This window comes from Candidatus Frankia nodulisporulans (assembly GCF_902806475.1).
GTDB lineage: Bacteria > Actinomycetota > Actinomycetes > Frankiales > Frankiaceae > Frankia > Frankia umida.
Genome location: NZ_CADCWS010000121.1, coordinates 1 through 12,188, shown reverse-complemented (window position 1 = coordinate 12,188; position 12,188 = coordinate 1). Strand labels below are relative to the sequence as shown.

Genomic DNA, 12,188 nt, shown 5'->3' with positions numbered 1-12,188 from the left:
CGCGAAGGTTCTTCACGTCATCGGGAAGGGACGTCGGCCGCGCGATGTGCCGATCGGCAACAACACGGCGCTGGCGCTCGGGCGGTACCTGCGGGCGCGGGCCCGTGAATCCGGTGCCAAGCTGCCAAACCTGTGGCTGTCGTCGAACGGCCGCCGAGCGTTCGGTGGTGACGGCCTGGCCCGGATGCTCTACCGGCGCGGCGCGGTGATCGGCCTGCCCCGGCTGCACCCGCACCAGTTCCGCCACACCCTCGCTGACGACTGGTTGGAAGCCGGCGGCACCGAAGGTGATCTGATGCGCATCATGGGATGGCGGTCCCGGCAGATGGTCGACCGGTACGCCGCCAGCGCCCAGGATCGACGGGCCCGCAAGGCCCATGACCGGCTCGGGCTTGGCGACCGGTTCTGATGATCGCAACCGACCTACTAACTTCACAGTGGATGGTCGCGGCGGACCTGCAACGACGCAGGTCTGCGCACCGCTCGGACACTGCCAGCTCGTAAGCGATAGGTCGCGGGTTCAATCCCCGCCTCCGGCTCACACCCGTCCTACCAGCGGTTTCGCCGGGCACCTGCGAGATGGTGCGCTCGCGCCGCTGGCACGGCCAACAACTCTCGATCCGCCGCTTCGATGCGACCGCGCACGAAGGCGACCCACCGCGCACAGCCCGGGCCAGAGCCGGATCGGGGCTGCCCGTCCGACGACGATGGGACGCCTCCCCAGGCGGCCGACCGGACAAGGGTCAGCGTGTGAGGAGGCGCCGCCGCGCCGGGACCGCTCAGGCGGACTTCGGTTCGGCTCCCTGGCCGTGCGATCCGGCCTCCTCGGACTCACGCAACCGCGTGATCGAGAGCAGGATCTCCTTCTCGGCGTCGCCACGGTCCACCCAGGACGCGCCTTCGACCGACTTGCCGGGCTCCAGGTCCTTGTAGACCTCGAAGAAGTGCTGGATCTCCAGCCGGTCGAACTCCGGCAGGTCACGCAGATCGCGCAGGTGCTCCTGCCGGACATCACCGACCGGAACGCACAGGACCTTGTCGTCCGGGCCCTTCTCGTCGGTCATCTCGAACATGCCGATGGTCCGGCACCGCACCAGGCACCCCGGGAAGGTCGGCTCCTCCAGCAGGACGAGCGCGTCCAACGGGTCGCCGTCCCGCCCGAGTGTCCCCTCGATGAAGCCGTAGTCCGAGGGGTAGTGGGTGGAGGTGAACAACATCCGGTCCAGCCGGATGCGCCCGGTGTGGTGATCCATCTCGTACTTGTTGCGCTGCCCCTTGGGGATCTCGATGGTCACATCGAACTCGAGGTCCACTCCGCTCCCTGTCTCCTTCATGATCGGGCACGTCCGGACCCTTCCGGACGGCGCACGCGTGTGCACTGCCTTGCGCCGGCCCACGGCGGCTTGCCGGGCAGCCGGTCGACACCGGTCGGGCATCGCGGGCGATGACCGCGGCTCACCCAGTGTCCCGGAAGCCACCGCCCACCCGAACCACACGGTCAGCATCGCCACAGCTGCACCGGTCGTTCCTCGGTCCACTGTCATGATGCGGCGACACGCCGACACCAACGACGGTGAGGACGGCGGTTGGACCCGGACCACAGGCCGGTGCATCGGGCACCCGCCGACGGCCCGCTCCCGGGGGGCGGACTACCACCTCACCCCATACGGTGACCTCGCGCCATACGGTGACACAGCGACCGGGCATCCGCCACTGCGGACGTCACGGCGCACTCCGCGTGCACCCGCGTGCACCCGGGCGTGTCCGGGCAGGCGACCCATCGCTCACCCTCCCGGGCAGTCGGCGGGTCGGGCCCGGGCCGATTGCGTAGTGTTCAGCTGTGACGTCAGCCGCGTCCGCCACTCGGGTCGGGGGGCTCACCGCGATCGCTGGAGCCCTGCTCGCGGGCTCGCTGAGCGCCGCCCCCACCGCCGGCTCCGCCGCGCCACCGGGAGCCGGGCCGGGGCGCCCCGGTGTCGCCGCGCTCGCCGGGCTCGACCCGGCCGCGCCCGGGGCCGATCCCGCGGCCGTCGCCGCCCGGCTCGGTCCGAGCCTGAGCGATCCGCTGCTGGCCGGGCCGGCCGCCTACGTCGTCGACGCGCTGACCGGCCGGGTGCTGCTGGACGTGCGCGGCCAGGAACCGGCCATGCCGGCGTCCACCCTCAAGACGGCGGTGGCCACCGCCGCGCTCGCGACCTTCCCCGATACCCGGCTGCGCACCACGGTGGTCTACAGCCCGCCGGCCGGCGGCGCGCCGACGGCCCCGGGCGGCACGTTGTGGCTCGTCGGCGGCGGCGATCCGACGCTGACGGCGGCACCGACGATCGGTCCCGGTGTCTATCCGGCGCCCGCCCGGCTCGCCGATCTGGTCACCCAGGTCCGGGCGGCGGGCATCACGTCCGTCGCCCGGCTCCTCGGGGACGCGTCGCTGTTCACCGGCCCGGACCGGGCACCCGGCTGGCGCGACAACTACGTGACCGACGGCGACGTCGAGCCGGTGTCCGCCCTCACCGTCGACGCCGGCCGGGCCGCGCCCGGCGCGACCGGGCCGCGTTCCCCGCAGCCCGCCGCCACGGCGACGACGGTGTTCGCGGGGGCGCTGGCCGCCGCGGGCATCCAGGTCGCCTCGATGGGTCTGGGGACCGCCGATCCGACGGCCCGTCGGATCGCCACGGTGGACAGTCCCCCGGTGCGGCTGCTCGTCGAGAAGATGCTCGCCGAATCGGACAACGACCTGGCCGAAAGCCTCGGCCGGCTGCTCGCCCGCCACCGGGGTCTGCCGGCGTCGTTCGACGGCGCGACGCGGGCCGTCACGACCACCCTCGCCGAGCTGGGCATCCCCGGCACCGGCACGGCCATCTCGGACGTGAGTGGTCTGTCGACCAACGACCGGGTTCCACCGGCCACCCTGGTGACCCTGCTGCGCCTGGGCGCGCGCAGCACCGATCGTCCGGCGTTGCGCTCGTTGCTGACCGGGCTGCCCGTCGCCGGTTTCTCCGGCACCCTGGCCGACCGGTACGCCACCCCCGACAGCGCCGCCGGGGCGGGGCAGGTCCGCGCCAAGACCGGCACTCTGCGCAATGTCACCGGTATCGCCGGTGATGTCGTCGACGCCGACGGTCGCCTGCTGCTGTTCGCGTTCCTGTCGCCGGCCGAGGAGGCCAGTACGACCAAGGCCGCGCTCGACCGGGTCACCTCGGCCCTGGCCGGCTGCGGCTGCCGCCCGGCGCCGGCCACCGTCAGCAACCCACCGGTGCGCTAGCCGCGTCCCACGGGGTGGCCGGAACCGCCCGTGAGGCGGGCTTCGTGGGACGGGCTGACCCGACGCGGCGGCAGACCATGGGCGGGCCCGGTACGCTCGTTTTCGTGGACGCCGAGCTGGTCGACTGGGAACTCGCCGTGACGACGGCGAAGAAGCTGGTCCGCCCCGGCCCGCAGATCACCCGGGAGCAGGCCGCCGACGTGGTCGCCGAACTGCGGCGCCTCGCCGTCGAGGCCGAGCGCCACGTGGAGGACTACACCCATCTGTCGCCGGCGGGCGCGGTCACCCCGATCAACGTCGTCGACCGGCCCGAATGGGTGCGGTCCAACGTCGCCGGCCTGCGGGTGCTCACCACCCCGCTGCTGGCGAAGCTCTCCGAGCAGGAGCGGGGCCGGTTCTCCGCGGCCGTCGGGCGTCGGGTCACCGGCGTCCAGCTGGGCACGGCTCTGGCCTACCTGGCCGGCAAGGTGCTCGGGCAGTTCGAGGTGTTCCTCCCCCCGGAGGAGTACCTGGCCGACGGGCTCGTCGGTGCCGACGGGGTGTCCACGGCCACCGGTCGACTCAGCCTGGTCGCGCCGAACATCGCGCACGCCGAGGCGACGATGGGCGTCGTCCCGCGGGACTTCCGGATGTGGGTCTGCCTGCACGAACAGACCCATCGCACCCAGTTCACCGCCGTCCCCTGGCTGCGCGGCCACCTGGAGTCCGAGATCTCGGCGTTCATCCAGGCCACCGACCTGGACCCGGACGTCCTGGCCGACCGGGTGCGCTCGGCCGTGACGGCCGTGCGCGGCGCCGTGTTCGACCGTGGGCCCGACAGCCCCAGCGTCGTCGAGGCGTTGCAGACCCCCGCTCAGCGCGCCGTGCTCGATCGGCTCCAGGCCCTGATGACCCTGCTCGAGGGGCACGCCGACCAGGTGATGGACGCGGTGGGGCCGCGGGTCGTGCCGACCGTGGCCGACATCCGCTCGCGGTTCGAGGGCCGTCGTGACGGCGGTTCGCCGATCGACCGCTTCGTCCGCCGCCTGCTCGGCCTGGACCTCAAGATGCAGCAGTACCGCCAGGGTGGCGCCTTCGTGCGGGCCGTCGTCTCGGAGGCCGGGGTGGGTGGCTTCAACGTCGTCTGGGAGTCCCCGACGACCCTGCCGACCCGGGCGGAGCTCACCGATCCGACCGCGTGGATGCAACGCGTCCTGGGCAGTCGCCCGTCCATCTCGGCGTGAGCCGGTCGGTCCGCGTGCACCTGGGTGCCGGTGGCAGTGCCAACCGGCGGTGTCGGTGACCGCTGCCCTCGCCGACGGCGACCCGCCAGGGCCGGTGCCCTTCTCGGCACCGGTATCCGGCGAGCGGACGACCAACCCGCGGCACCCGGGTTCGGGCGGTCGCGCCACGCGAGGGCCCGATCCGGCGGTCGCCGCGGTGCGCCTCGCGGTACGGACAGCCATCGATGATCTTGAACCTGGCGCGCTGGTGCTCGCCGCCTGCTCCGGCGGGCCCGACTCCTGGGCGCTGGCGGCCGCACTCGCGTTCGTCGCACCACGCCGGGCGCTGCGGGCCGGTCTGCTGATCGTCGACCATGGCTGGGACGCCGGGTCCGCGACCCGGGCCGAGCAGGTCGCCGCCCGCGGGCGTGACCTGGACCTTCGTCCGGCCGAGGTGGTGGTCGCGCACACCGCGCGCTCCGAGGGGCTGGCCCGGGACGCCCGCCGCGTGGCACTGCTCGACGCGGCGGCCCGGCTCGGCGCCAGCGCCGTCCTGCTCGGGCACACCCTCGACGACCAGGCCGAGACGGTCCTGCTGCGGCTGGCCCGGGGCGCCGGTGCCCGCTCGCTCGGGGGGATGCGGCCGCGGCTGGGGCTGCTGCGGCGCCCGCTGCTCGGGCTGCGCCGGGCCGACACCCGCGCCGCCTGTCAGGCACTCGACCTGGCCTTCTGGGACGATCCGAGCAACGCCGAGCGGGCTTTCGCCCGGTCCCGGGTCCGCCACAGTGTGCTGCCGCTGCTGGAGGCCGAACTCGGCCCCGGCATCACCGAATCCCTGGCCCGCGGCGCCGACCTGCTCCGGGCCGACGCGGATGCGTTGGACTCCGCCGCCGCGGCGGTCTACGCCACGCTCGCCAGCCACGGCGCCGACGAGAACCAGGCCCGTCACGACTGGCCCCATCCGGACCAGGCCGGTCAGGTCGGCGGGACCGGGCGTGGTCAGGTCACCTTCACGGTCGCGGCGCTGGCCGCGCTGCCCACGGCGATCCGTGGTCGGTTGCTGCGCCGGGCCGCGCTCGAGGTCGGGACGTCGGCGTCGGCGCTACGCGCCGAACACGTCTGGGCGGTGGAGGATCTCGTCACCCGCTGGCGCGGCCAGAAGCCGGTGCCGCTGCCCACCGGTGTGCTCGCCCGCCGCTGGGACGACCGGATCACCCTGACCGGCCCGCGGGTTCCCGCACCCGCGCCGACGGGGTGGAACTCGGCGGTGGCGGGATGGCCCTCGGCCGCGGGATGGCCCTCGGCGGCGGACCCGCACCCGCCGGGGAACCAGCACCTGCCGGGCACCCCGGACCTGTCAGGAGACCCGGACCTGTCAGCAGACCAGGAGCCGGCGTACCCGGAGGAGGACGATCCTGTGAGTCAGGTCGCGACAACAACCGCCGAGAACGGACATCCCGAGAACGGACATCCCGAGAACGGACATCCCGAGAACGGACATCCCGAGAACGGACATCCCGAGAACGGACATCCCGAGAACGGACATCCCGAGAACGGACATCCCGAGAACGGACATCCCGGGAGCGGACATCCCGATATCGACGAGGTGCTGGTGTCCTCGTCCGAGATAGCGGCGAAGATCGCGGAGCTGGCGGCGCGGGTCGACGCCGACTACGCCGGACGGGAGATCCTGCTCGTCGGGGTGCTCAAGGGCGCCGTGATGGTCATGGCCGACCTGTCCCGGGCGCTGCACGTCCCGTTGACGATGGAGTTCATGGCGGTCTCGTCCTACGGGTCCTCGACGTCCTCCTCCGGCGTGGTGCGCATCCTCAAGGATCTGGACCGCTCGATCGAGGGCCGGGATGTCCTCGTCGTCGAGGACATCATCGACTCCGGGCTGACCCTGTCCTGGCTGCTGAAGAACCTGCGGTCGCGGGGGCCGGCCTCGTTGGAGGTGCTGGCGCTGTTCCGCAAGCCCGAGGCGATCACCGTCGACGTGGACGTGCGCTACGTCGGTTTCGACATTCCCAGCGCCTTTGTCGTCGGGTATGGACTCGATTACTCCGAGTACTATCGGACCCTGCCGTTTGTGGGCACCCTGACTCCCGCGGCCATCGAACGTGGCGCGCCGAGCTGACCGGACCACCCGACCGCGACACCACCCCGAAACCACCGTGGCGTCACTCACAACGACCATCCCGTCACTCGGAACAGCGCCGGCCGCCGATCCGTTGGTCGGATGTGCGCGCGGTGAGACACGCGCACCGGCGGTACCCTCGGCACAAGGGAATCCCGATCGAGGGCAGTACACACGTCAGGAGGGCGGAGCGCTCGTGTCCGGTGCTCCAGACAGATGACTCCAAGAAGAATCTTCCGCGGCTGGGTACCACTGCTGCTCCTGGTCCTGTTCGTGATCATCCTCACGACCGGTGTCCTGTCGGGCCCCAGTGAGTACGGCAAGCGCGACCTGAACTTCGTCCAGCAGCAGATCGACGACGGCCAGGTCACGAAGGCCAAGCTCCAGGACTCCAAACAGCTCATCCAGATCACCACGAAGGACGGCAAGAAGTACGAGTCGTCCTACGTCAGTGAGCAGGGCGTCAACCTCGCCAACGAACTGCGCAACAAGCGGGTCGCCTACGACGTGTCGGTCGACCGCGGGAACATCTTGGTCTCGCTGCTGCTCAACCTCCTGCCTGTCCTGCTCGTGGTCCTGCTGCTGTTCTTCTTCATGAACCAGATGCAGGGCGGCGGCAACCGGGTCATGAACTTCGGCAAGTCCAAGGCCAAGCTGGTCAGCAAGGACACGCCGAAGACGACCTTCTCCGACGTCGCCGGCGCGGACGAGGCCATCGAGGAGCTGCAGGAGATCAAGGAGTTCCTGGAGAACCCGGGCAAGTTCCAGGCCATCGGCGCGAAGATCCCCAAGGGTGTTCTGCTCTACGGCCCGCCCGGCACCGGTAAGACGCTGCTCGCCCGAGCGGTCGCCGGTGAGGCCGGGGTGCCGTTCTACTCGATCTCCGGGTCCGACTTCGTCGAGATGTTCGTCGGTGTCGGTGCGAGCCGGGTCCGTGACCTGTTCGAACAGGCCAAGGCCAACGCCCCGGCGATCATCTTCGTCGACGAGATCGACGCCGTCGGCCGCCACCGCGGGGCGGGTCTCGGCGGCGGGCACGACGAGCGCGAGCAGACCCTCAACCAGCTGCTCGTCGAGATGGACGGGTTCGACGTCAAGGGTGGGGTCATCCTCATCGCGGCGACGAACCGCCCGGACATTCTCGACCCCGCGCTGCTGCGGCCTGGCCGGTTCGACCGCCAGATCGTCGTCGACCGGCCGGATCTGCTCGGGCGCACCGCGATCCTGCGGGTGCACGCCAAGGGCAAGCCGATCGGGCCGGACGCCGACATGACCGTCATCGCCCGGCGCACGCCTGGCTTCACCGGTGCGGATCTCGCCAACGTGCTGAACGAGGCGGCGCTGCTCGCCGCCCGGTCCAACCTGAAGTTCATCTCCTCGGCGCTGCTCGAGGAGTCGATCGACCGGGTGATGGCCGGGCCGGAGCGCAAGACCCGCGCGATGAGCGACAAGGAGAAGAAGCGCATCGCCTACCACGAGGGCGGGCACGCCCTCGTCGCGCACGCGCTGCCGAACTCCGACCCGGTTCACAAGGTCACGATCCTGCCGCGCGGTCGGGCACTGGGTTACACCATGCAACTGCCGCTGGAGGACAAGTACCTCTCGACCCGGTCGGAGATGCTCGACCGGCTCGCCGTCCTGCTCGGCGGGCGCACGGCCGAGGAACTCGTCTTCCACGACCCGACCACCGGGGCCAGCGACGACATCGAGAAGGCCACCCAGATCTCCCGGGCGATGATCACCCAGTACGGGATGAGCGACCGGCTCGGGGCGATCAAGTTCGGCACCGAGAACAGCGAGGTGTTCCTCGGCAAGGAGGTCGGGCATCAGCGCGACTACTCCGAGGATGTCGCCAGCGAGATCGACGTCGAGGTGCGCCGGCTCATCGAGGCCGCCCACGACGAGGCATGGGAGGTCCTGGTCACCTACCGGGATGTTCTGGACAACCTGGTGCTGCGCCTGATGGACATCGAGACCCTGAGCAAGGACCAGGTCGAGGAGATCTTCGCCACGGTGCAGAAGCGCCCTGTGCGCGGCATCTACACCGGTGTCGGTCGGCGAATTCCGTCCGACCGGCCGCCGGTGCAGACCCCGGCCGAGCTGGGTCTCGTTCCCAGCAGCGTGGCGGACCTGGTCAAGGACCCGAGCCCTGCTACCGGTGGCCCCGGTCCCGGTGGTGGTGCCGAGCACGGTGGTCCGGGCTACGGCGGCAACGGCGGTCCGGGTTACGGCGGGAATGGCGGGAATGGCGGGAATGGCGGGCCCGGGGGTCACGGTTATCCCCAGGGTCCCCTCGGTTCGCCCCCCGCTGGTGACGGTTCCGCTCCGGAGGGGCAGCCGCGGATCGCGAACCCCTGGGCTCCGCCGAGTTGGCCGAGCGACGATGAGAGGAGACGTCGCTGATGACGTCCGACTCCACCAACGGGCTGGCCTCGGTCGACGCCGAAGTGCTCGACCCGGGCCCGACGGCCGCCGGAAGCGCGGTGACGCCCAGGAGCATCGTGGCGGGCGAGCTCACCGCCGCGCAGGTGCGGGATCGGGGCCGGCCCCGCCAGGTCCGCCCCTTCGACCATGACCGGGTGGCCCGAGCGGTGCGCGAGCTGCTCATCGGCATCGGTGAGGACCCGGACCGTGAGGGCCTGCGCAAGACGCCGGACCGCGTGGCCAGGGCCTACCGGGAGGCGGTGGAGGGCCTCGGTCGCGAACCGGCCGAGGTGCTCACGACCGTCTTCGACGAGGGCCATGACGAGATGGTGCTCGTGCGCGACATCGACTTCTCGTCGCTGTGCGAGCACCACCTGGTCGTCTTCTCCGGAAAGGCGCACGTCGCCTACATCCCGAACAACCGGGGCCAGATCACCGGCCTGTCGAAGCTGGCCCGCCTGGTCGATCTGTACGCCCGGCGCCCGCAGGTACAGGAGCGGCTGACCTCGCAGATCGCCGACGCCCTGGTCGACGTCCTCGAACCCCGCGGGGTGATGGTCGTCGTCGAGGCGGAGCACCTGTGCATGTCGATGCGCGGTGTACGCAAGCCCGGCGCGACCACGGTCACCTCGGCCGTGCGCGGTCAGTTCCTCAGCACCGCCACCCGCAGCGAGGGCATGTCCCTCATCCTGCGCGGCGGCGGCCGGCACTAGGCACAACAGGCACCAGGCACGACAGGTGAGCCGGCGGCGCGGGCGAGAGAACGTCTTCCCCGCCGCCGGCTCACCGCCCGCGGAGCGCGGGCTGTCGGCGGTGTGTCAGGACCAGCCGTGTGTCACAGGCGGCAGGCCTGGATGCCGGAGACCAGGATGCCGCGGGCGCCCAGATCCCACAGGTTGTCCATCGTGCGGTTCACATCGGCGCGCAGCACCATCGCCCGGACGGCGACCCACTCCTCCCGCTGCAACGGGGAGATCGTCGGCGACTCGTAGCCCGGAGTGATCTCACAGGCCTTCTCCAGCACCGCGGTCGGCACGTCGTAGTCCATCATCACGTACCGGCGGGCGACGAGAACGCCCTGCACCCGACGCAGCAGCCGCTCGTGGGCCGCCGAGAGCGTCGACCCGCGCTTGACGATGACGATCGCCTCTGAGCGCAGCACCGGCTCGCCCAGCAGCTCCAGCCCGGCGGCCCGCAGCGTGCGCCCGGTCTCCACCACATCGGCCACCGCGTCGGCCACCCCGAGGCGCACGGCGGTCTCCACCGCGCCGTCCAACGTGACGATGGCCGCCGGGGTGATGCCCCGACCGGCGAGGTCGGCCCGTACGAGCGCCGGGAACGACGTGGCGATCCGCTTGCCCTGCAGATGGTCCGTGTCCGGATACTCGCCCTCGGGGGCGGCGTAGTGGAAGGTCGCGTGCGCGTAGCTGAGCGGGAGCAGCTCCTCCGCGGCGGCGTTGCTGTCCAGCAGGAGGTCGCGGCCGGTGATGCCGAGATCGAGCCGCCCGGACCCGACGTAGACGGCGATGTCACGCGGGCGCAGGAAGAAGAACTCGATGTCGTTCTCGGCGTCGAGGACCACGAGCTCCGCGGCCTCGCGCCGGGCCTCATAGCCGGCGTCAGCCAGGAGCTGGCTGGAGGCCGCGGACAGCGACCCCTTGTTGGGCACCGCGATACGAAGCATGGCCACTACTCAGTGTCTGTAGGAATGCACCGGGAGATGTTCACAGGTGGGAGTATACGTCGTCGAGGGAAAGACCCAGGGAAATCATCATCAGCTGACTCCAGTAGAGCAGCTGGGAGATCTCCTCGGCGGCCCGCTCCCGGCCTTCGTGCTCGGCTGCCATCCAGGCTTCCGCGGCCTCCTCGACCAGTTTCTTACCCAGATGGTGAACGCCCCGGTCGAGCGCGGCGACCGTACTCGAACCGGACTCCCGTCGCTGCCATTTACCGGCGACCTCGACAAAGAGTTCGTCAAATGTTTTTCCGCGTGATGCGTGCGATGTTCCGGCGGTCGCCGCGGCGGGGGCGCTGTCGCCCACCGCGGACCGGTCGACGGACGCGGACGGCGACGAGCCGGGCCGATCGGCAGGAACCATGACCGGCATGCTACCTGCGCCCGCCCGCGTCAATCCGTCTCGTCGGGCCCGCGGCCGGCGCGAATGCTGTTGACTGGATGACTGTGTCCCCGCCCGCCCTTGTCGCCACCGACCTCGACGGAACCCTGATTCACAGCGACGGGTCCGTCTCGGCGCGCACCCGCGCGGCGCTGCGGCGGGTGCGTCACCACGGTGCCACCGTCGTGTTCGTGACCGGGCGTCCGAGCCGCGTGATGGCGAACATCGCCACCCAGGCCGCGGTCGGCGGCCTGGCGATCTGCGCCAACGGCGCCCTGGTGTTCGATCTTGATGCGGGTGTCACCGTCAGTCAGCGCCAGCTGGCCGTCGCCACCGCGCTGCGGCTCGCGCACGGCATCCGGGCCGCGGTGCCCGACGCGTCCTTCGCGGTGGAAAGCGGCGGGAGGTTCGGCCGGGAGGCGGCCTTCGAGACGATGTGGCCCGATCCCGAGGAGCTGGTCAGCGCCTACCCCGAGCTGCTGACCGCGCTGCCGGCGACGAAGTTGCTGGTCCGCCGGGCCGGCGGGCTGCCCTTCACCGAGGTCTACGAGGCGATTCTCGCCCTGGCCGGCACGGAGGCGGTGGTCACCACGTCCTGCGTGGACCTGCTGGAGATCGCCGGAGCCGGGGTGTCCAAAGCGGTGGCGCTGGCGGAGCTGGCGGCCCGACGAGGGCTGTCCGCCGCGGACGTGATCGCTTTCGGTGACATGCCCAACGATCTGCCGATGTTCGCCTGGGCCGGGCACGCGGTGGCGGTCGCCAACGCCCATCCGGACGTCCTGGCCGCCGCCGACGAGATCACCGCGTCCAACGACGAGGACGGCGTGGCGCTCGTCCTGGAACGGCTGTATCCGGCCGACGGGTGAACCCGCGCCTTCTCACCGGCCGCCGGAAGTCCGGGAACGAGAAGTCGAGGCCCGTTTCCACCACATCAACCAGATTGCCATAACAGCTGGAAGATCCTGCTTTTAAAAAGGATTCACGACCGGCCACCGGATGCCCGTCGGAAAGCACCGGCAAATGTCGCCGGACGTCCGTCGAGACCA

Annotated in this window: 10 protein-coding genes; 7 read left to right on the top strand and 3 right to left on the bottom strand. The window is 71.2% G+C overall.

Going from position 1 to position 12,188, the window contains the following annotated elements; all coding sequences use genetic code 11:
* Positions 1-409: site-specific integrase (locus tag G6R24_RS12515; protein WP_163549423.1), on the top strand; the 409-nt coding region annotated here is incomplete at its 5' end.
* Between the two features lie 370 nt (positions 410-779).
* On the opposite strand, the gene G6R24_RS12510 is transcribed toward G6R24_RS12515, so the two are convergent.
* Entirely contained in the window at positions 780-1,313 is a 534-nt protein-coding gene (locus G6R24_RS12510) for an inorganic diphosphatase (protein WP_163549426.1), read from the bottom strand.
* A 527-nt stretch (positions 1,314-1,840) separates the two neighbouring features.
* Between G6R24_RS12510 and dacB the strand changes: the two genes are divergently transcribed.
* The 5 genes from dacB (at position 1,841) to folE (ending at position 9,738) form a co-directional block, all read left to right on the top strand.
* Positions 1,841-3,262: a D-alanyl-D-alanine carboxypeptidase/D-alanyl-D-alanine endopeptidase gene (dacB, locus tag G6R24_RS12505; RefSeq protein ID WP_163549422.1), complete on the top strand. Its 1,422-nt coding sequence runs from the start codon at positions 1,841-1,843 to the stop codon at positions 3,260-3,262.
* Positions 3,263-3,366: 104 nt separating this feature from the next.
* A complete protein-coding gene (locus G6R24_RS12500; protein WP_163549421.1) occupies positions 3,367-4,485 on the top strand; it encodes a zinc-dependent metalloprotease in 1,119 nt (372 codons plus the stop codon).
* A gap of 55 nt (positions 4,486-4,540) precedes the next feature.
* A complete protein-coding gene (gene hpt, locus G6R24_RS24515; RefSeq protein ID WP_476727353.1) occupies positions 4,541-6,601 on the top strand; it encodes a hypoxanthine phosphoribosyltransferase in 2,061 nt (686 codons plus the stop codon).
* A 216-nt stretch (positions 6,602-6,817) separates the two neighbouring features.
* A complete protein-coding gene (gene ftsH, locus G6R24_RS12480) occupies positions 6,818-9,004 on the top strand; it encodes an ATP-dependent zinc metalloprotease FtsH (protein ID WP_163549420.1) in 2,187 nt (728 codons plus the stop codon).
* Complete coding sequence (gene folE, locus G6R24_RS12475; RefSeq protein ID WP_225438453.1) at positions 9,004-9,738, top strand: GTP cyclohydrolase I FolE; 735 nt, start codon at positions 9,004-9,006, stop codon at positions 9,736-9,738. Before ftsH ends, folE begins: the two co-directional genes overlap by 1 nt.
* Before the next feature lie 122 nt (positions 9,739-9,860).
* Here folE and hisG read toward each other — a convergent pair whose 3' ends face one another.
* Positions 9,861-10,709: an ATP phosphoribosyltransferase gene (hisG, locus tag G6R24_RS12470; RefSeq protein ID WP_163549419.1), complete on the bottom strand. Its 849-nt coding sequence runs from the start codon at positions 10,707-10,709 to the stop codon at positions 9,861-9,863.
* A gap of 40 nt (positions 10,710-10,749) precedes the next feature.
* On the bottom strand, positions 10,750-11,124 hold the full coding sequence (locus G6R24_RS12465) for a phosphoribosyl-ATP diphosphatase (RefSeq protein WP_163549418.1): 375 nt from the start codon (positions 11,122-11,124) through the stop codon (positions 10,750-10,752).
* A 77-nt stretch (positions 11,125-11,201) separates the two neighbouring features.
* On the opposite strand from G6R24_RS12465, the gene G6R24_RS12460 reads away from it, so the two are divergent.
* A complete protein-coding gene (locus G6R24_RS12460) occupies positions 11,202-12,008 on the top strand; it encodes a Cof-type HAD-IIB family hydrolase (protein ID WP_163549417.1) in 807 nt (268 codons plus the stop codon).
* Positions 12,009-12,188: the final 180 nt, after the last annotated feature.

Bases quoted from the DNA above. Each gene is read 5' to 3' on its own strand.
- ftsH (WP_163549420.1), top strand. From the start codon at position 6,818: ATGACTCCAAGAAGAATCTTCCGCGGCTGGGTACCACTGCTGCTCCTG.
- folE (WP_225438453.1), top strand. From the start codon at position 9,004: ATGACGTCCGACTCCACCAACGGGCTGGCCTCGGTCGACGCCGAAGTG.
- hisG (WP_163549419.1), bottom strand. From the start codon at position 10,709: ATGCTTCGTATCGCGGTGCCCAACAAGGGGTCGCTGTCCGCGGCCTCC.
- G6R24_RS12465 (WP_163549418.1), bottom strand. From the start codon at position 11,124: ATGGTTCCTGCCGATCGGCCCGGCTCGTCGCCGTCCGCGTCCGTCGAC.
- G6R24_RS12460 (WP_163549417.1), top strand. From the start codon at position 11,202: ATGACTGTGTCCCCGCCCGCCCTTGTCGCCACCGACCTCGACGGAACC.